The 20193-nt window shown below is 70.6% G+C and carries 19 protein-coding genes; 16 read left to right on the top strand and 3 right to left on the bottom strand.

All coding sequences use genetic code 11. The features are described 5' to 3' along the window. The first annotated feature begins 40 nt into the window (after window positions 1-40). The 3 genes from BM085_RS22845 (at window position 41) to BM085_RS22855 (ending at window position 2245) form a co-directional block, all read left to right on the top strand. Window positions 41-301 (top strand): hypothetical protein, encoded by a 261-nt coding sequence (locus BM085_RS22845; protein ID WP_177245222.1) that lies wholly within the window; start codon window positions 41-43, stop codon window positions 299-301. Next, window positions 298-960 (top strand): response regulator, encoded by a 663-nt coding sequence (locus BM085_RS22850; protein ID WP_031168222.1) that lies wholly within the window; start codon window positions 298-300, stop codon window positions 958-960. Before BM085_RS22845 ends, BM085_RS22850 begins: the two co-directional genes overlap by 4 nt. Before the next feature lie 211 nt (window positions 961-1171). Continuing rightward, window positions 1172-2245: a hypothetical protein gene (locus tag BM085_RS22855; protein ID WP_093888971.1), complete on the top strand. Its 1074-nt coding sequence runs from the start codon at window positions 1172-1174 to the stop codon at window positions 2243-2245. 39 nt (window positions 2246-2284) lie between these two features. Here the strand turns inward: BM085_RS22855 and BM085_RS22860 are convergent, their stop codons facing one another. Continuing rightward, a complete protein-coding gene (locus tag BM085_RS22860; RefSeq protein ID WP_093888972.1) occupies window positions 2285-5080 on the bottom strand; it encodes an ATP-binding protein in 2796 nt (931 codons plus the stop codon). 204 nt (window positions 5081-5284) lie between these two features. On the opposite strand from BM085_RS22860, the gene BM085_RS22865 reads away from it, so the two are divergent. The 13 genes from BM085_RS22865 (at window position 5285) to BM085_RS22925 (ending at window position 17810) form a co-directional block, all read left to right on the top strand. Beyond that, a complete protein-coding gene (locus BM085_RS22865) occupies window positions 5285-5641 on the top strand; it encodes a VOC family protein (protein ID WP_093888973.1) in 357 nt (118 codons plus the stop codon). 79 nt (window positions 5642-5720) lie between these two features. After that, window positions 5721-6332, top strand: coding sequence for a VOC family protein (locus BM085_RS22870; protein ID WP_093888974.1), 612 nt, complete (start codon window positions 5721-5723; stop codon window positions 6330-6332). Window positions 6333-6394: 62 nt separating this feature from the next. Further along, window positions 6395-6847, top strand: a complete 453-nt coding sequence (locus BM085_RS22875; RefSeq protein WP_093888975.1) for an iron chaperone — start codon at window positions 6395-6397, stop codon at window positions 6845-6847. A 261-nt stretch (window positions 6848-7108) separates the two neighbouring features. After that, window positions 7109-8278, top strand: a complete 1170-nt coding sequence (locus BM085_RS22880) for a homogentisate 1,2-dioxygenase (protein WP_093888976.1) — start codon at window positions 7109-7111, stop codon at window positions 8276-8278. Next, window positions 8260-9045, top strand: a complete 786-nt coding sequence (locus tag BM085_RS22885; protein ID WP_245789571.1) for a hypothetical protein — start codon at window positions 8260-8262, stop codon at window positions 9043-9045. Before BM085_RS22880 ends, BM085_RS22885 begins: the two co-directional genes overlap by 19 nt. Next, window positions 9045-10181 (top strand): fumarylacetoacetase, encoded by a 1137-nt coding sequence (gene fahA, locus BM085_RS22890; RefSeq protein WP_093888977.1) that lies wholly within the window; start codon window positions 9045-9047, stop codon window positions 10179-10181. Before BM085_RS22885 ends, fahA begins: the two co-directional genes overlap by 1 nt. A gap of 87 nt (window positions 10182-10268) precedes the next feature. Beyond that, window positions 10269-11483, top strand: coding sequence for a L,D-transpeptidase (locus BM085_RS22895; protein WP_093888978.1), 1215 nt, complete (start codon window positions 10269-10271; stop codon window positions 11481-11483). 54 nt (window positions 11484-11537) lie between these two features. Beyond that, entirely contained in the window at window positions 11538-11972 is a 435-nt protein-coding gene (locus tag BM085_RS22900) for an NfeD family protein (RefSeq protein WP_093888979.1), read from the top strand. Between the two features lie 2 nt (window positions 11973-11974). Continuing rightward, window positions 11975-13048: an SPFH domain-containing protein gene (locus BM085_RS22905; RefSeq protein ID WP_093888980.1), complete on the top strand. Its 1074-nt coding sequence runs from the start codon at window positions 11975-11977 to the stop codon at window positions 13046-13048. A gap of 198 nt (window positions 13049-13246) precedes the next feature. After that, entirely contained in the window at window positions 13247-14299 is a 1053-nt protein-coding gene (locus BM085_RS22910; protein WP_245789573.1) for a hypothetical protein, read from the top strand. A gap of 244 nt (window positions 14300-14543) precedes the next feature. Next, window positions 14544-15572: an L-threonine 3-dehydrogenase gene (tdh, locus tag BM085_RS22915; protein WP_093888982.1), complete on the top strand. Its 1029-nt coding sequence runs from the start codon at window positions 14544-14546 to the stop codon at window positions 15570-15572. Beyond that, window positions 15572-16744, top strand: a complete 1173-nt coding sequence (locus BM085_RS22920) for a glycine C-acetyltransferase (protein WP_093888995.1) — start codon at window positions 15572-15574, stop codon at window positions 16742-16744. Before tdh ends, BM085_RS22920 begins: the two co-directional genes overlap by 1 nt. A 151-nt stretch (window positions 16745-16895) precedes the next feature. After that, window positions 16896-17810, top strand: coding sequence for a LysR family transcriptional regulator (locus BM085_RS22925; RefSeq protein ID WP_093888996.1), 915 nt, complete (start codon window positions 16896-16898; stop codon window positions 17808-17810). A gap of 52 nt (window positions 17811-17862) precedes the next feature. Here the strand turns inward: BM085_RS22925 and BM085_RS22930 are convergent, their stop codons facing one another. Beyond that, window positions 17863-18588 carry an HNH endonuclease family protein gene (locus tag BM085_RS22930; RefSeq protein ID WP_143121030.1) on the bottom strand — a complete coding sequence of 242 codons (726 nt, stop codon included), beginning with the start codon at window positions 18586-18588 and terminating at the stop codon, window positions 17863-17865. 5 nt (window positions 18589-18593) lie between these two features. Continuing rightward, window positions 18594-19964, bottom strand: coding sequence for an AAA family ATPase (locus tag BM085_RS22935; RefSeq protein ID WP_245789575.1), 1371 nt, complete (start codon window positions 19962-19964; stop codon window positions 18594-18596). Between the last annotated feature and the right edge of the window lie 229 nt (window positions 19965-20193).

Raw genomic sequence — 20193 nt, forward strand, 5'->3', positions numbered from 1 at the left:
GGGATGATGAGATCGATGCCCGGTCTGGGATACTCCAGACGTGCTCCGTCCACCCCGCAGCAGGCTCTGGCGGATCGTCGACGTCACGGTCTCGCTCGTCGTCGGGCTGTATCTGACCGCACTGGTGGTGGACAACTCCACCGAGCACGCGGCGGTGCTGACGATCTTCGGGATGCTCGCCGGCGTGGCGCAGGGGGTGGCACTGTGGTGGCGGCGTTCCCATCCGGTGCCGGTGATGGCGATCGCGCCCGGCGGCGGGTTCCGTGTTCACGCGCGGCTGCCGTTGCGGGGGGCGCGGTGAGCGTCCGCGTGCTCGTGGCCGATGACCAGGCGCTGGTCCGCGGCGGCTTCCGGATGATCCTGGAGGCCAGGGCGGACCTCGAAGTGGTGGGCGAGGCCGGCGACGGCCGCGAGGCGGTGGCGCTGGTCGAGAGGTTGCGGCCCGAAGTGGTGCTGATGGACGTGCGGATGCCCGACGTCGACGGGCTGGAGGCGACCCGGCGGATCGTCGCCTCCGGCAGTCCGGCCCGCGTCATCATCTTGACCACCTACGACGTCGACGAGGCGGTGTTCGCCGCCCTGCGCGCCGGGGCGAGTGCCTTCCTGCTCAAGGACGTACGGCCCGCCGAGCTGGTGGAGGCGGTCCGGGTGGTCGCGCGCGGCGACGCGCTGCTGGCGCCGTCGGTCACCCGCCGGCTGCTCGACCGCTTCGCCGCCGTCCTGCCCGATCCCGCCGGGCCGCCGGCCGACCTCGGCCGGTTGAGCGAACGGGAGGTCGAGGTGCTGCGGTTGGTCGCGCTCGCGCTGTCCAACGCGGAGATCGCCGAGCGTCTGGTGCTCACCGAGGCCACGGTCAAGTCGCACGTGTCCGCGGTGCTGCGCAAGCTGGGTCTGCGTGACCGGGTGCAGGCCGTCGTGCTGGCCTATGACGTCGGGCTGGTACGGCCGCGCTCCATCTGAGGTCGAACCCGTACGGCCGCGCTCCGCCGAAAGTCGGCGACAGGGTTCGATCTCGCGCCCGATGTGGCACCACGCCGTACGAACGTAGCGTCGCCGGCATGACTGTCCCCGCACTCGACGCCCACCGTCGGCGCTTCACTCAGGCCGCGTCCCTGATCGTCTCGCTCTTCCCGATCGGCCCGTCCGGATCGCGCGGCCGGAGGGACGGCTCATGACCCGGATACCGGTCCCGGTCGAGCGTCCGGGGCTGACGCGGCGCATCGCACCCGCGGTCGGGCTGTTCCTTCTCGCCCCGCTGGTCGGCGAGTACCTGCTCGGCAACATCCCCACCTCCGAAATCGCGGGCGTGCTCTTCCTCGCGCCGATGTACGGCGGCGGCGCGATCCTCATCCGCGAAGTGGTGCGGCGCACCGGACGCGGCTGGCCGTCGATCCTGGTGCTCGGAGCGGCCTACGGCCTGCTGGAGGCGGGCCTGCTCGACCAGTCGCTGTTCAACCCGTCCTTCATCGAGGACCACGACTTCCAGACCGGGGCGTCCGTCCCGGCGCTGGGCATCAGCGGCAACAACGCCCTGGCGTTCGTCGGCGGGCACGCGATCTGGAGCATCGGCGCCCCGATCGCCGTCGTCGAAGCCCTGGTGCCCCGCCGCGGCACCACCCCCTGGCTGGGCGGGCCCGGCCTGGCCGTGACCTGTGTCGTGTTCGTCCTCGGCTCGGCCGCCCTGTTCTACGGCCTGTACGAGGAGAGCGGCTTCCTGGCGTCGACGCCGCAGCGGGTCGGCACGGTCGCCGTGCTCGCGGTCTTGATCGGTGTCGCGTTCGCCCTCGGCCGCCGCCCCCGTCCGGCGGTGGATCGGCGGGCACCGAACCCATGGCTGGTCGGTGTGGCGGGGACCGTCGCGGCCGGACTGTTCTTCTCCCGTCCCGAGAATTGGTGGGGCGTCGCCATGGGCCTCGGACTGGTCACCGTGATGACAGTTGTGACCATCCGGTGGTCGCGATGTGACGGCTGGGGCCCGGCGCACCGGCTCGCGCTGGCGGGCGGTGCGCTGTCGGCCTACTGCTGGGGCGGCTTCGTCCTGCTGTCCCTCATGGACGCCGCGAGCACCGTCAACCTGATCGGGCAGGCGCTCCTGGTCCTCGGCGTGGTCGCCCTGCTCTTCACCGCAGGCCGTATCACGCGGAACACGCTCCGGAAACGCGGCTCCGGCCACGTCGCGGGCCCCGGAGATCACTCGTCGCCTCGATCCCGCGCCGACCGGGCGAGTGACAGTCGCCGAGTTTGATCCGGTGGATCCTGCTCGGCGGCTGTCACTCCGAGGTCGTCATGGGTGCCGGGGCAGGGCCATCGGGGCGAAGCCGAGATCGGCCAGCGCGGCCGCGCCGCGGGTGGCGTGGTCGCCGCCGGCGAGCATCAGGGTCCGCGCCGACTGATAGCGGCAGCCGGCGGTGTCGAACGCGTCCGCCGTGGCGAGCAACCGCTCCTGGTCGTCGTCGAGCAGCGCTTGGGCCCGCTCCACGATGGCGGTGGCGACCGGGTTGCCGGTCACGACGGTCCGAGCCTCGGCCAGACGGTCGCCGGCATCGGAGCGCCTGGCGAGCACGGCGGTTTCGGCGCGCAGCGCCACGTACCAGTGAAGCCAGATCCAGGTGACCCATTGCCACACCTCGCCGGGCTCAGGCGCCAGCCGCTCCAGTGCCTCCGGCGCCTGCCCACGGTGGAGCAGGAGCATCGCGTCGAAGACCGCCCCGTAGCCGCAGGTGTTCCCCGGTGAGGGGTCGACCTGATTCAGCACCGCGCTCCATTCGCGCCAGGCGTCATGGTCGTCGCGCAGGCCGTGGATCGTCGCCACTGCGGCCGCCGGCGGACCCAGGACGGACCTGGCGGGCCCGCCGGCCCGTTGCCACGCGTCGAGGAACCGGACGCTGCCGGTGAGTATCTCCTCGACGTCGCCCGCCAACGTGTCGGCCACAAGGAGCCAGCCTGTAGCCCGGTGGCCGACTTCCGCCAGCAAGGGGTGATCCGCGAGTTGCCGTGCCCACCGGCGGGCACCCGGCAGGTCGCCGGTGCCGAGGCTGGCCTCGGTGGCCTCGCCGAGCGCCTCGATCAGCTCGTGGGTACCGGCCGGGGTGTCCGGTGCGGACGACAGCAGCGTGATCCGGCGCCGGGCCGTGCCGGCCGCGGCGAACGTGTCACCGGCCCAGCTCTGGGCGCAGGTGAGCGTATCGAGCGCGGCGGACTCGGCGAGCGGGTCACCCGTGCGGTGCGCGAGCTCGACCGCTCGTTCGGCGCGTGCGATCGTCATGGGAACCGCGTCGTCGTTCAGGTCCGGTGCGGCACCGAGCTCGGTGAGCGCCCGCCCAGCCTCGGCCAGCGCCACCGCGGCCTGGGCGGCCGGGTCGTCGCCGCCCAGCTCCCGCGCCTGAGTGATGAGCGCGACCGCCTCCTCCCGCGGCAGCTTCCGGACGAACTTGCCGGAGAACCGGTAGGCGTCAGCGGCGACGGTCGCCAGGTCACAGGCGGAGCCGGCGGTGTCGCCGGACCGGCGGGCGGCATCCGCGGCCGCGCGGCGCAGGCGGTGCATGTCATCGCCGACCGTCCGGCAGCCGGCCACAGCCGCGGCATGCCGGAGCATCGACGCGCCGGCGGCGGGGTCGTCGGCGAGCGCGGCGGCCTGCTCATAGCGCCCCTGGGACTCGCCGATCAGGTTACGGGCGAAGGTCAGCTCCGCCAGGTGCCGGGCGAGATCGTACGCGTCCGTGCGCTGTTCCGGCCGGCCGGCCGCCCACGCCAGGGCCGCGCGCAGATCGTCCGCCACCGCGTCGAACCCGGCCCGCCGGTCCTGCCGTGCCACTGCCAGACGGGCGGCCCTGGCCAGGCACCAGCGAAGGTGGCGGGATCGAGCGTCGACCAGCTCACCGGCCTCGGACAGCCGTTCCACCCCGTACTGGCGGATGGTCTCCAACGCCCGGTACTCCGTACCGCCCGGGGACGCCGTCACCACCAGCAGACTCTGTTCGGCCAGCCGGGCCAGTCCCTCGGCGACGACGCCTTCCTCATCCCCGGCCACCTCGGCCGCCGCCACGGCGGTGAACGGCGCCACGAACACCGACACCCGGCGTAGCAGCGCCCGGTCGGCCGGCTCCAGCAGAGCATGGCTCCAGTCCAGCGCCCCCCGCACCGAACGGTGCCGCTCATCGGCGCGGGAGCCGCCGGTCAGCATCCGCAGCGGGTGCGACAGGGCGGCGGTGATGCCGTCCAGCCCGAGCGTGGAACACCGGGCGGCGGCCAGCTCGATCGCCAGCGCCATCCCATCCAGCCGATCACAGATCGAGGCGATCTGGTCGCGCAGCGCGGGGTCCGGCGACCGGCCCACCGCCGCCGCCCGCTCCATGAACAGCGCGACCGCGTCCGACTCACCGTCGACGGCCAGCGACAGCGGCGGGACCGGATACACCCGTTCGAACGGCACCATCAGCCGTGCCCGGCTGGTCGCCAGCACCGCCACCCGAGGACTCGTCGCCAGCAGCCGCTCGAGAAACAGCGCCACCCCGTCCACCACGTGCTCGCAGTTGTCCAGCACCAGCAGCGCATGGCGGTCGGCCAGCGCGGCGACCACGGACTCGGTCATGTCGCGGCCGGGCTGCTCGCCGAGGCCGACCGCCCCGGCGACCGCGGTGGCGATCAGGTCCGGATCGGTGACCGGGACCAGGTCGACGAACCACACCCCGTCGGAGTACTCGCCGGCTGCTTCCGCGGCCACCGCCAGCGCCAGCCGGGTCTTGCCCACTCCGCCGGGACCGACCGCGGTCACCTGGCGGTGTGCCTTGATCATCTCCACCAGCTCGGTCCGCTCGCTCACCCGGCCGACGAACGAGGTCAGCGGGGTCGGCAGAACCGGTGCCGGATGCGACGGGCCGGCATCGGCAGGTTCGGGTGCGCGCCGGGCGAGCGCCCGCCGATCCGGCACCTCCAGCTTGCGCAGCAGCGAGGAGACGTGACTCTCCACGGTACGCACCGAGATGCACAGCCGTGCCGCGATCTCGGCGTTGCTGAGATGGGCTCCGACCAGTTCCAGCACCTCGGCTTCCCGAGGCGAGATCTCCACTTCTGTCACCACTGCCCCAGTTTGGCGCATCATCTCTGCACATCATCCGCAATGGCCACCGTGCGCGATCCGTGCCGTCGATCCGTGCCGTCGATCCGTGGTCGGGTTCCGTGGTCGGGTTCCGTGGTCGCCACGGATGTGGACCCGCCAGGCCGGGAGAGAAGCTGTGACCACGCCGACAGCGGGTCGATGTGACCCACGACCGCAGGAGTGACCATGACCGGCTCTTCCCCCCAGGGAATCAAGACCGTGCTGCACCCCGTGTCCGACCTGGCCAAGGCCAAGGCGGTGTACGCGGCCCTGCTCGGCATCGCACCGCAGACCGACTCGCCCTACTACGTCGGCTTCGAGGCCGAGGGCCAGCACATCGGACTGGTGCCGGACGGTGGGCCGCAGGGCATGACCTCGCCGGTGGCCTACTGGCACGTACCGGACATCGAGGCGAAGCTCGCCGAGGTGACCGCCGCAGGAGCCACCGTGAAGGAGGCCGCGCACGAGGTCGGCGGCGGCCGCCTGGTGGCCACCGTCACCGACCCCGACGGCAACGTCCTCGGGCTGATCCAGGACCGGTGAGCGCCGGCCTGCCCTGCCATACCCGCCGCGTAGCGGCCGCCGACAAGACAACGGACCCACCTCGCTCAAAGGACCTGCCATGACCTCCTTCACATCCGTCACCCTGGAAGTCCCCGACCCCACGGCCGCCGACGCCTTCTACAACGCCTTCGGTCTGGACCCCTACGTGAACGTACGCGCCTCGGATGCGCCGACGACCGGCTTCCGTGGGTTCGCGCTGTCCCTCGTGGCCTCTCAGCCGGGCAACGTCGACGCCCTCATCGGCGCCGCCCTGGACGCCGGCGCCACGACGCTGAAGCCGGCCACGAAGGGGTTCTGGGGCTACGGCGGCGTCGTACGCGCCCCGGACGGGACGATCTGCAAGATCGCGTCCTCGACGAAGAAGGACACCGGCCCTGCCGCCCCGCACATCGACCAGGTCGCGCTCCTGTTGGGAGTGGCGGACGTCAAGGCGAGCAAGCGGTTCTACGTCGAGCGCGGCCTGACCGTGGCCAAGAGCTTCGGCGGCAAGTACGTCGAGTTCGACACCCCGTCGTCGGCCGTCACGCTGGCGCTCTACCCGCGCCGCGCCCTCGCCAAGGACGCCGGCGTCTCCCAGGAGGGCGTCGGATCGCACCGGATCGTGATCGGCGGGGATGCCGGCCCCTTCACCGACCCGGACGGATTCGTGTGGGAGGTCGCATCCGTCTGAGGCACCCGGCGAGACGAATCTCACGTTCCCGAAAATCACGATCCTCAAGGGGAGAATCCACCATGAGCAGCACCGAAAACAGCACCTACCAGGGATTCACGGCCGAGGAGCGGGCCGCGATGAAGGACCATGCCCAAGATCAGAAGAAGGCGGCGCGCCGCGGCTCACGTGCCGACAAGGCGGCGCAGGACCAGCGGGACGTACTCGCGAAGATCGCCGAAATGCAGGAATCGGACCGGATCCTGGCCGAGCGCGTCCATGCCGTCATCACCGCCGGCGCCCCGGTCCTCGCGCCGAAGCTCTGGTACGGGATGCCCGCCTACACGCTGAACGGCAAGATCGTGTGCCACTTCCAGAGCGCGGCCAAGTTCAAGACACGCTACGCGACGCTCGGGTTCAGCGACCAGGCGAACCTGGACGACGGCACGATGTGGGCTGCCGCTTTCGCCCTGACCGAGGTGACGGCCGAGGTGGAGGCACGGATCAGTGCGCTGGTGAAGCAGGCGGTGAGCTGAGTCGCGGTTGTCGCGCCGTCCTCTCCGTTCATCTCGCCCACGGGCACACACCTCATCGATACCAGGCGACGCGGTGACGGGCGGATCAACGGCACTGAGAACGGATCGCCTCATGGATCGGATGTGGGCGACTGGATCGGGCGCGCCGAGAACCGACCCGGCCCGCGGCCGCGCCTGGTTGACATCCCCGCGCCGGTGAAAGATGGTTGTTCGTATAAAGGACACTAACGTCCGTTAACCGGACAGGCTGGGGAGAAGCGGATGCCGTACTACCGCGTCGTGGGCGAGGTCCCCCGCAAGCGACACGTGCAGTTCCGGCGGCCCGACGGCGGGCTGTACGCCGAGGAGCTGATGGGCGAGGAGGGGTTCTCCAGCGACTCGTCCCTGCTCTACCACCGCCACCTCCCCACGGCGATCATCAAGGCCGAGGCGGTGGAGCCCACGACGGCCACGGCGCTGACCCCCAATCTGCCCCTCTCCCCCCGCCACTTCCGCACCCAGGACCTGCCGGCGGGCGGCGACCTGGTCACCGGGCGCGGGCTGCTGGCGGGCAACGCCGACGTCCGCATGTCGTACGCCGCGAGCGAGACCCCCAGCGAGCTGTACCGCAACTCCATGGGCGACGAATGCGTCTACATCGCCAGTGGCCGGGTCAGGTTCGAGTCGACCTACGGCGCGATCGAGGCCGGCGAGGGCGACTACGTCGTCATCCCCACCGGGACGATCCACCGCTGGGTCCCCCAAGGGCGCGTCACGGCCTTCGCGATCGAGGCGGCGGGGCACATCCGGCCGCCCAAGCGCTACCTGTCCACCCACGGCCAGTTCCTGGAGCACGCCCCCTACTGCGAGCGCGACCTGCGCACCCCGCAGGAGACGCTGACCGTCGAGGGCGAGGAGGTGCCGGTGCTGGTCCGCACGCGCGGCGGGCTGACCCGGCTGGTCTACCGCAACCATCCCTTCGACGTGGTCGGCTGGGACGGCTGCCTCTACCCCTACGCCTTCAACATCAACGACTTCGAGCCCATCGTGAAGCGCACCCACGCCCCGCCGCCGGTGCACCAGACCTTCGAGGGCCCGAACTTCGTGATCTGCTCGTTCTGCCCCCGGCCGCTGGACTTCCACCCCGACGCCGTCCCGATCCCCTACAACCACCACAACGTCGACTCCGACGAGCTGATGTTCTACGCGGGCGGCGACTACACCGCGCGCAAGGGCTCGGGCATCGACGTCGGCTCGATCTCGCTGCACCCCGCCGGGTTCACCCACGGCCCGCAGCCGGGCGCCGTCGAGGCCGTCATCGAGGCCGTACGGCAGGGGCACACCGAGACGAGCGAGCTGGCCGTGATGGTCGACACCTTCCGCCCGCTCGACCTGGGCCCCGCCGGCCTGTCGGTCGAGGACCCCGCCTACGCGTGGACCTGGGCGCGATGACGCTCTTCCACTCCCTCGTCGACGACGCAGGGCTGTTCCCGCCGACCGCGCTGCCGATGGCCGAGGCCCTGCGGCGGCACCGGGCCGACCTGGCCGGCGGCAGCCCGGTGCTCACCCACCGCTTCCTCTGCCCGGCCAGCCGCCTGCCGGAGCTCCGCGCCCACCTGGACTTCCCGATCAGGCTCGGGCTGATCCTCGACACCCCGGACGTCCCGCCGCCCGCCGACCTCACCGACCTCGCCGTCGAACTGGTCGAGGTGCCGGGCGGCCGGGCCGTCGCCCTGGACCTCCCGGCCCGCCAGTTCGTCGAGGTCACCGCCGCCCAGCTCCCCGTGGACGTGCCGCCCGGAGTCGGGCTGAAGGTCAGATGCGGCGGGCTGACCGCGGCCGCCTTCCCCAGCGCCCAGGACCTGGGCTCCTTCATCGCCTACTGCGCCGGACGCGACATCCCGTTCAAGGCGACCGCGGGACTGCACAACGCGGTCCGCCACTTCCACCCGGCGCTGGGCACCGACCGGCACGGCTTCCTCAACCTGGTCCTGGCGGTCTGCGCGGCCGTGGAGGGCCGGGACCCGGTTCCGGTGCTGCGCTCGACGGACGTGGGCGAGCTGGTACGGCTGGCGCAGGCCGTACCGGACGGCACCGCCGGGCGCGCCAGGAGGCTGCTGGTGTCCTACGGCTCGTGCAGCACGAGCACCCCGATCGAGGACCTGCTGGCCCTCGGCCTGATCATCGGCACGACCGCCGACGCAGAGGAGAACGTGTGATGTCTTGGGGCCTGGAACACCTGCCCTACGGAGTCTTCTCCCGGCAGGAGGGAGAGAGCCCGCGCGTCGGCGTGCGGTACGGCGAGCACGTGGTCGACCTCGCCGGCGCCCTGCACGACGAGGTGTTCGCCACCGGCTCGCTCAACGCCTTCATGGCCAGGGGCTCGGCCGCGTGGCAGGCCACCCGGGCGGTGATCCAGAACAAGCTGGGCACCGACCGGGCCGCGATCGAGGCGCACCTGATCCCGCTGGACCGGGTCACGCTGCACCTGCCGATCGAGGTGGCCGACTACGTCGACTTCTACTGCTCGCTGGAGCACGCCTCCAACCTCGGCCGGATGTTCCGCCCCGACGAGGAGCCGCTGAAGCCGAACTGGCGGCACCTGCCGGTCGGCTACCACGGCCGGGCCGGGACCGTCGTGGCGTCCGGCACGCCGATCACGCGGCCGTCCGGGCAGCGCGGCGCCGGGGTCTTCGGCCCCTCGGCCAAGCTGGACATCGAGGCGGAGCTCGGCTTCGTGGTCGGCTCGCCGACGGCCCTCGGCGAGCGGGCCGGCCGGTTCGAGGACCACGTGTTCGGCGTGACGCTGGTCAACGACTGGAGTGCCCGCGACATCCAGGCGTGGGAGTACGTCCCGCTGGGCCCGTTCCTCGGCAAGTCCTTCGCCACCTCGGTGTCACCGTGGGTCACCCCGCTCGCGGCCCTGTCGCAGGCCCGCCTGCCGGGCCGGCCGCAGGACCCCGAGCCGCTGGACTACCTGCGCCGCCGGGAGCCGTGGGGCCTCGACCTGACGCTGGAGGTCTCGCTGAACGGCGAGGTCGTCTCCCGCCCGCCGTACCGGGACATGTACTGGACGCCCGACCAGATGCTCGCCCACATGACCGTCAACGGCGCCCGCCTGCGCACCGGGGACCTCTACGCCAGCGGCACGGTCTCCGGCGGCGGCCGGGACGAGCGGGGGTCGCTGATCGAGCTGACCTGGAACGGCACCGAACCGCTCAAACTGCCCGACGGCTCGGCCAGGACCTTCCTGGAGGACGGCGACACCGTCACGATCACCGCGTCCGCTCCCGGCCCCGGCGGGACCGTGATCACCCTGGGCGAGGTGTCGGGAACCATCCAGCCCGCACGATAGGCCCGCCGCATGACTTGACGTGACCACATGATCACCTGTCGCTAATGTGGGGTCACGACCGTTCACGGACCCCGAAGGCAGGAACAGATGCGACGCGCCGCGGGATGTCTCCCGATCGTCCTCCTCCCGCTCGCCATCACGGGCTGCTCGTCGGTCGTGGCCGGAGGCGACCATCCGACGGCGGCGGCGGCGCCGAGAGTGAAGATCTCCCCCTCTCCGGACTCCGTGCGGGCCGGCACCCGCCGGGGCCTGGTCGTCCGGGCCGCCACCGGCACGCTGACCGGGGTGACCGCCTATGGGGGCGGCGCCCCGGTGCCGGGCAGGTTCGACGGCACCCGGTCCACCTGGCGCTCGGACTGGACCCTGACCCCCGACCGGGAGTACATCGTCAAGGTCACCGCGGCGGGCGGGGACGGCGCCACGACGACCACCTACGGCAGGTTCCGCACGCTCACGCCCGCCCGGACCTTCCAGGTCGCCTCCGTCACCCCCGAGCCGGGCGAGACCGTGGGCGTCGGCATGCCGATCATCGTGGACTTCACCGTCCCGGTGGAGGACAGGGCGGCCGTCGAGCGGGCCTTGGAGGTCCGCTCCACCAAGCCGGTCGAGGGCGCCTGGCACTGGGTGAGCGACACCGAGGTGGTCTACCGCCCCCGCCGCGACTGGCCGGCCCGGCAGCGGGTCTCCTTCACCGCGCACCTGGCCGGGGTCCGCGCGTCCGGGGACACCTACGGCACGGCCGACCACACGGTGCCCTTCGCCATCGGCCGGGGACAGGTCAGCTTCATCGACACCCGGACCCACCGGATGCGGGTCATGCGGGACGGCAGGACGGTCCAGCGGATGGCCATCAGCGCCGGCATGGCCACCACCGAGGAATACACCACGACGAGCGGCGTCCACCTGACCATGGACAAGGCCAGCCCGGTCCGCATGCTCTCCCCCGGCCGCGAGAAGGGCGACCCCGGCTTCTACGACGTCATGATCGACCACGCGGTCCGGATCTCCAACAGCGGCGAGTACGTCCACGCCAAGAACAACGTGTGGGCGCAGGGCAGGCAGAACGTCAGCCACGGCTGCGTCAACGCCCGGCCCGACCAGGCCGCCTGGTTCTTCGACAGCACCCTGCGCGGCGACCCGGTCGTCATCCGGGGCACCGACCGCGAGCTCCGCTGGGACAACGGCTGGGGCTACTGGCAGCGGTCCTGGGAGGAGTGGCTCAGCGGCAGCGCCCTGCACGCCGCCGAACCGCCGCAGCCTCTGACGCCCCCTGCCACTCCACCGGATAACGACATACGGTAGGGGAAGGAACCTCCCGGGCATCCGCCCCGTTTAACAAGGTAGGAGGGCCGGAGCATGGACGACTGGGTGATCTGGTTGATTCTCGCGGTGGTGCTGGGCATCGCCGAGATCTTCACCCTGACCACCGCTCTGGGCCTGCTCGGCGGCGCGGCCCTGTTCGCCGGCCTCGCCGCCGTCATCGGCCTTCCGGTCCCCCTCCAGCTCCTGGTGTTCACCGGCGCGCTGGCCGCGGGGGTGTTCGTGGTCCGGCCCATCGCCATACGCCAGCTCAGGCAGACGCCCTCGAAACAGCGGTTCGGGATCCAGGCCCTCGTCGGCAAGACCGCCTATGTGGTGCGGGAGGTGACCGGCCGGGACGGCCGGGTGCAGATCGGCGGCGAGGAGTGGTCGGCCAGGGCCTACGACGAGACGCTGGTGATCCCGGCGGGAGCAGTCGTCGACGTCATCGAGATCGAGGGCGCCACCGCGCTCGTATATCCCCGGGAGTGAGCATGGATGCACTGTTGATCGCCGGTCTGCTCGTCGTCCTGTTCGCCGTGCTGACCGTGATCCGCTCGGTCCGCATCGTGCCCCAGGCGCGGGCCCGCAACGTGGAGCGGCTCGGCCGCTACCACAGCACCCTCAAGCCCGGCCTGAACTTCGTGATCCCCTACATCGACCGGGTCTACCCGATGATCGACCTCCGCGAGCAGGTGGTCTCCTTCCGCCCGCAGCCGGTGATCACCGAGGACAACCTCGTCGTCGAGATCGACACCGTTCTGTACTTTCAAGTAACCGATCCCCGGGCGGCCGCCTACGAGATCGCCAACTACATCCAGGCCGTCGAGCAGCTCACGGTCACCACCCTGCGCAACGTCGTCGGCTCGCTGGACCTGGAGATGACGCTCACCTCGCGCGACACGATCAACAGCCAGCTCCGCGGCGTGCTGGACGAGGCGACCGGCAAGTGGGGCATCAGGGTCAACCGGGTGGAGATCAAGGCGATCGACCCGCCCAAGAGCATCAAGGAGGCGATGGAGAAGCAGATGCGCGCCGAGCGCGACAAGCGCGCCGCGATCCTCAACGCCGAGGGCCAGCGGCAGTCCCAGATCCTCACCGCCGAGGGTGACAAGCAGAGCGCGATCCTGCGCGCCGAGGGCGACCGGAGCGCCGCGATCCTCAAGGCGCAGGGCCAGTCCCAGGCCATCGACGAGGTCTTCCAGGCGGTCCACCGCAACGACCCGGACCCCAAGCTGCTGGCCTACCAGTATCTGCAGGTGCTGCCGGAGCTGGCCAAGGGCCAGGGCAACACGTTCTGGGTGATCCCCAGCGAGGTCACCTCCGCCCTCCAGGGCGTCTCCAAGGCCTTCACCGAGTCACTGCCCCAGTCGCCGGCGACCCGCCACGAGGCCCCCGCGATCAGCGAGGCGGCCGCCAGGGAGACGGCCCAGGCGGAGCGGGCCGCGGCCGAGGCGGTGGCCGAGGCCGCCGACGTCGACGCGGGCCCCCGCCAGCTCGGCCCCGCCGCCGCCACCGCCGCCGATCCTCTCGCCGACCTTCAGGAGAACCGCCACCGCACCTCCTGACCCCGTACGGCCCGCATGCCGTACGGCCCGCGCCCGGGACCCGGCGGGTCCGGCCGCGTGGGAGAGCGAGCCCGGCCGCGTGAGAGGGCGGGAGGACCGGCGAGTCCGGCCGCGTGAGAGGGCGGGTCCGATGGGTCCGGCCGCGTGGGAGAGCGGGACGGCGGAATCCGGCTGGCCGGGAACCGCATAATACTAAGCATGCTTAACATTTTTCGCCGGACCGAATCCCATCGCGCGCTGCTCTGGGGTGTCGTGGCCAGCGCCGTCCTGACCGGACTGGTGTGGCTGCTGGGCGAGCGTCTGCACGGCATCAGGCTCCTGCCCGACCAGGGCGCCTCCTGGTATTACTGGAAGCTGCCCGAGCCGACCGTGTGGACACGGGCGTCGGCCTGGCTCGGCTACGCGGCGCACCAGCTCGCGGCGTGGGGCCTGATCTACTACGCCCAGACCAGGGTCCGCCGCTACACCAGCGGCCTGCAGCGGATCAACATCGTGGCGCTGGCAGTGAACTTCGGGTTCATCGTCCTGCACACGCTGCAGACCCACCTGTTCTACGACGGGATCGCCCAGGACGTGTCGATCTTCAGCTCGCAGGGGTCGGTGGTCATCCTCCTGATCATGGTCCTGCTGATGGAGAACGGGCGCCGGGGACTCTTCGCCGGCCGCCCGGCCCCCATCTCGACCGAGGTGGTGGGGTTCGCCCGCAAATACCATGGCTACCTGTTCAGCTGGGCGGCCGTCTACACCTTCTGGTACCACCCCATGGAGAACACCAGCGGGCACCTGATCGGCTTCTTCTACATGTTCCTGCTCTTGCTGCAGGGCAGCCTGTTCATGACCCGGGCCCACACCAACCGGTGGTGGACCATGACCCTGGAGCTCATGGTGGCCGTGCACGGCACCCTCGTCGCGGTCATGAGCAGCGGCCCGGACGGCGCGTGGCCGATGTTCCTGTTCGGCTTCCTCGGGGTCTTCGTGATCACCCAGATGCACGGGCTCGGGCTCTCCCGGAACGTCCGGTGGGTGCTCGCCGCCGTCTACGTCGGCGCCGTCCTCCTCGTCTACGCCGGCCGCGGCATGGGCCGGGTCGACGAGATCGTGCGCATCCCCGCGATCGAATACCTCCTGGTGGCCGTACTGGCCGCACTGGCCTGGCTGGGCCTGCGCGCCGCCAGGCTGGTTACCGGGCGCCGGCCCGCGAAGGACTCCGGGGAACCCGAACCCGCCGGGACGTCCCGCACGACCCCCTGACCCCGTTCCCGATCACAGCCGGCCTCGCGGCCCCGCTCCCGATCGCGGGCAGCTTTCCGGGCCCGTTCCCGCTCGCAGGTGATCCGGCGGGGCATCCGGGCAGGCGTCCCTCCGGGACGCCTGTGCCGCCTGTCCGCGCCGAGCGTGAAGCAGCGCTGTGGGCGGGATTAAGAAAACCGCGATGGACACCTTCGGAGCCGGCCGGGCACAGTGCGTAAGGTCGGAGCTGAGGGGGAGATCTGTGATGAAAGCGCTGGTCAAGGAGAAGGCCGAGCCGGGCCTGTGGCTGACGGAGGTGCCAGAGCCCGTCGTCGGTCCCGGAGAGGTGCTGATCAGGGTGCTGCGGACCGGGATCTGCGGGACGGATCTGCACATCCGCAACTTCGACGCGTGGGCGCGGCAGACGCTGCGGACGCCGCTCATCGTCGGCCACGAGTTCTGCGGCGAGGTCGTCGAGGTGGCGCCCGGTGTGGCGGACATCGCGGTCGGCGACCTGGTCAGCGGGGAAGGGCACCTGGTCTGCGGGAAGTGCCGCAACTGCATGGCCGGGCGGCGGCACCTGTGCCGCAACACGGTCGGGCTCGGCGTCAACCGGGACGGCGCCTTCGCCGAGTACGTGACGCTTCCGGCCTCCAACGTCTGGGTGCACCGGGTGCCGGTCGACCCCGACATCGCGGCGATCTTCGACCCGTTCGGCAACGCCGTGCACACCGCCCTGGCGTTCCCGATGGTCGGCGAGGACGTGCTGATCACCGGGGCCGGGCCGATCGGGTTGATGGCCGCCGCCGTGGCCACGCACGTGGGCGCCCGCAACGTGGTCATCACCGACGTCAGCCCCGAGCGGCTGGAGCTGGCCCGCAAGCTCGGCGTCAGCCTGGCCCTGAACGTCGCCGAGAGGTCCGTCGCCGACAGCCTGCACGAGCTCGGCATGCACGAGGGCTTCGACGTGGGCCTGGAGATGTCCGGGAACCCGCGGGCACTCCGCGAAATGATCGCCAACATGACGCACGGCGGGAAGATCGCCATGCTCGGGCTGCCCGCCGAGGAGTTCGCGGTCGACTTCGCGACGATCGTGACCTCGATGATCACGATCAAGGGCATCTACGGCAGGGAGATGTACGAGACGTGGTACGCCATGTCCGTCCTCCTGGAGAAGGGCCTCGACCTCTCCCCCGTCATCACCGACCGCTTCTCCTACCGCGACTTCGACGCGGCCTTCGACACCGCCGCCAGCGGCAAGACCGGCAAGATCATCCTGGATTGGACCGCCTGATGTTCGACAACGTCCGCGACGACCTGCGCGCCACCCTCGACGAGATCGCCTCCGCCGGGCTGCTCAAGCCCGAGCGGGTCATCACCACCCCGCAGAACGCCGGCATCGCCGTCGCCGGCGGCGGCGAGGTGCTGAACTTCTGCGCCAACAACTACCTGGGCCTGGCCGACCACCCCGAGGTGGTGGCCGCCGCCAAGGACGCCCTGGACCGCTGGGGCTTCGGCATGGCGTCCGTCCGCTTCATCTGCGGCACCCAGGAGGTGCACAAGGAGCTGGAGGCGCGGCTGTCGGACTTCCTCGGCCAGGAGGACACCGTCCTGTACAGCTCGTGCTTCGACGCCAACGGCGGGGTGTTCGAGACGCTGCTCGACGACCGCGACGCGGTGATCTCCGACGCGCTCAACCACGCGAGCATCATCGACGGCATCCGCCTGTCCAAGGCCCGCCGCCTGCGCTACGCCAACCGTGACATGGCCGAGCTGGAGGCCCGGCTCAAGGAGTCCGCCGACGCCCGGCGCCGGCTCATCGTCACCGACGGCGTCTTCTCCATGGACGGCTACGTCGCGCCGCTGGAGGAGATCTGCGACCTGGCCGAACGCTACGACGCCATGGTCATGGTGGACGACTCGCACGCGGTCGGCTTCGTCGGCCCGAACGGCCGGGGCACCCCCGAGCTGCACGGCGTGATGGACCGGGTCGACGTCATCACCGGCACGCTGGGCAAGGCGCTCGGCGGGGCCAGCGGCGGCTACGTGGCGGCCCGCAAGGAGATCTGCGAACTGCTCCGCCAGCGTTCCCGCCCCTACCTGTTCTCCAACTCCCTCGCCCCGGTGATCGCCGCCGCCACCCTGCGCGTTCTCGACCTGATCAGCGGCTCCAGCGAGGCCCGCGAGCGGCTGCGCGCCAACACCCAGCGCTTCCGCACCAGGATGACCGAGGCCGGGTTCGACGTCCTGCCCGGCGACCACCCCATCGCCCCGGTGATGATCGGCGACGCCGCCGAGGCGTCCGCGATGGCCGAGCGCCTGCTCGAACAGGGCATCTACGTGATCGGCTTCTCCTACCCCGTGGTCCCGCACGGCAAGGCCCGGATCCGGGTCCAGCTCTCGGCGGCGCACTCCACCGAGGACGTCGACCGGGCGGTGGACGCCTTCATCGTGGCTCGCGGCTGACCCCGGCGGGAGATCGGCGGGCGACCTCGGCGGCGAGGCTCGCGGGAGGCTCGCCGGCGACCTTGGCGGGAGACACGCGGGCGACCACGCGGGGAAGCTCGCGGGCGGACTCGTGGCGAGGTCGCTCGCCGGCCTCGGCGAGAATGAACAGGTGATAGACACGCGGCGGCTCAGAACCCTGCGCGCGGTGGCCGACCACCGGACGGTCACCGCCGCCGCCGCCGCGCTCCACCTGACCCCCTCCGCCGTCTCCCAGCAGCTCGTCGCCCTGGAGCACGAGGTGGGCCACCGGCTGCTGGAGCGCGACGGGCGGGGGGTGCGGCTGACCTCCGTGGGCCGGATCCTGCTCGGCCACGCCAACGAGGTGCTCGCCCAGCTGGAGCGGGCCGGGGCCGACATCGCCGCCTACACCACGGGTACGGCGGGCGAGGTGAAGGTGGCCTCCTTCGCCACCGCGATCGGGCTGGTCGTGGCGCCTGCGGTGGGCACGCTCCGGGACAAGGAGCCGGGCATCCAGGTGCGGGTCCTGGACGCCGAGGGCGACCAGAGCCTCACCATGGTCCTGGACGGCGTGGTGGACGTGGCGGTGGCGGTGGAGTATCGCGGTGCCCCGGCGGAGGACGACCGCCGACTGTCCCGCATCCCTCTCTACTCCGAGCCGTTCGACGTGGTGCTCCCCCGTGGCCACGCCCTCGCCGAGAACGAGATGGCGGTCGCGGACCTGGCGGGCGAGACGTGGATCGGCCCCTACCCGGGCAACCCCTGCCACGACGTGATCGCCCTGGCCTGCGAGCACGCGGGCTTCACCCCCGAGTTCGCGCACTCCTCCGACGACTTCAGCGCGGTGGTCGCACTGGCCGCCGCCGGGGCGGGCGTGGCGATGGTGCCGCGCCTGGCGTTGCGCGCGGCCGACCTGTCGGACGTGGTGATCCGCCCCGTCGCGGGCCCGGAGCGGCGCGTCTTCGCCGCCGTACGGCGGGGCGCGGAACGGCACCCCCTGCTCATCCCCCTGCTGGACACCCTCCAGGACACAGCGACGCACCTTCGCCAGACCACATCGCTGTGATCAGCCTGGACAGGCACGCTTTCTCGAAGAGACCCCTCACCACTCGACCAGGTCAGGACCAGAAATGAAGCGCGGGATCGGCGAGGGCGGCAACAACATCGTGCCCACGCAGAACCTGCGCAGCTCCAGGAAGATCCCGGTAGCGAAGCATGGCGTAGAGGACATCGGCGAAAGGCTGGTCGAGAAGCGAGGTGGCGACTTCGAGGGCCTCTTCTTTGGTATCGCCGGATTGCCGCAGCCGCGCGTGATCGCGCAACATGGACACTGTCCGGATGAAAGCCGCCGCCCTGCCACGCTCCAGATCCCGCCGGTTCAGGCCGAAGACCTTGATCGTGGTGTCTCCCCGGAGGGTCAGCCCCGTATAGGTTCCCGTGCTCAACGCGAGTTCAAGATGCTCATACGGATCCTCAGCCGACGGATCGACGAGCAGTGGCCCACCGTCCGCGTCCCGTGGAAAGAGTTCTCGTTTCTGATGGCTGTTGCAGTGCGAGTAGGCCAGCAGATGATTCGGCCAGTCGAAGGCACGTAGTGGTGCTTCCGCCAGCGGCTCGAAGTGATCGATGTCAGTGCCGAGGCCATCACCGCAGTACATGCACCGCCGGACGCCGACGGCCATGGCCGTCAGGTGCTGGGTCAACCTCGTGCGTGTGGTCGTTGCGGATTTCCACGCGGTGCGAGCCGCCGGGCAATCGGCTCCGCTGTCACGCAGCCTGCTGGTCCGATCATGGAGTTGGCCGGACAGATCAACGGGAAGTTCCACACGGTGAATGCGGATCATGGTCGTTATGCGATCCTCGCCGCGACCTCGTCGACGCGGGCAGTCAGGGAGCTGGTGAGCGTCTCCCGCAGACGTTCGTACTCCTGCACTTCCTCAGGAGCCGCCTTCCCCCGAAGAACCGCACGTTCCAGAGCGGTGAGCCGTCGTCGCAGATCCTCGGCATGGCTGGAGTAGGGGGAGTCCATGCCGAAGAGATCAGTGAGAAGGGCGTCGTCACCACTGCCGTAGACCACACGCTCATAGCGATCCTCGTCGACGACACGTGGAGGAACATCCTCATCGACTCCGGGAAGCCGGATCAATCCTCCCGGATCGGCGCTCTGACAGATGTAGGGGCTGTGCGAGGTCACGATGAACTGAACAGCGGGAAAGTGACTCTTGAGCCATTCACCGATCTTCTTCTGCCAGCTCACATGAAGATGGACATCGATCTCGTCAATGAGGACGACACCTGGCAACCCGATCGTCGGCTTTCCCGGCGGCTCCAGCGGCAGACCCGGAAGCCTCGCCCGACGACCTGCGGCAAGCCCATCGACAGCACCCGGATTTGCCTGGCGCATCTGGCGCACTATGTCGAGGACGAGCGCGGTGACGGTTCGATACCCGTCACTCATCTCCCGGAGCGAGATGGGCTGACCGTCCCGCCTGGCCCACAGACCGTCACTGTTGACCCGCTCGATCCGGAAACCATCAGGGAGCAGTCCGTCGTTGAGCAGCTCTATGACGAACGCCAGCAGGTCTGCGGCGCCGTACTGCCCTTCCAGACTCCGCAGGTGCAGGTCGATCAGCCAGCTGACGCTTTCGGCCAGGGAGGCGTCCTCGTGGAACAGGCTGGCCAGGCGGGCCACCGGGCCGACGCTCAGCATGAGCTGTCGGGTGTCGGCGGAGCCACCGGTCAACCGGCGGAAGGGGCCGTAACCCGCCGAGAACCAGCCCAGAGGGTTGTCCGCCCACGGTCCACGGAAAGCGGTAGTGCCATGACCGCTCATGCTTGGCTGCAGACCGTACCGCCCGGAATCTCCCATCAGCTCACGTGACCAGTTCAGCCGGGCGGAGAACGGCTGCTTGGGGCGTCGGCCCCGGCCGAATCCATCCAGGTCGTCGTCAAAGGCGATCTTCACTTCGACGGTCGCGTCGGAGAGGTCGTTGGAGATCCAACCATCGAAGGAAGGTATGAGACTGCGGGCCGTGGAAGGTCCGGCCATCGCCAATGCGAGAGCACGCAACAGGGTCGTCTTGCCCGAGCCGTTCCGGCCTGCCAGGACCGTCCAGCCGGCATGGCTGCCATCCGGACGGGTCAACCGGAGATCCGCACTACGGGGACCGGAGAAGCCACGGACTCCGGAGATCTTGAGATCGGCGATGTACACCGTCACCTCCCCGTCCGTGATCGTACCGTCCTCCACCCTGAACGATAGCCGCGTACATGACGCGGAACGTGGCACTGCCCTCATCCCGGCAGAACGTGCCCTTTTGACACCTAGGTCACTGTGACGAGGTCTCCAGCGGGGGTGCCGCGCCGGCGATGTCATGTCTCCTTCCGTCCGCGGCGTTGGGCATTCCCGCTCTTCATCGGGGTATCGCAGGGCTTCGCCGGCGGTACGA

This window comes from Streptosporangium canum (assembly GCF_900113865.1).
GTDB classification, from domain to species: Bacteria; Actinomycetota; Actinomycetes; order Streptosporangiales; family Streptosporangiaceae; genus Streptosporangium; species Streptosporangium canum.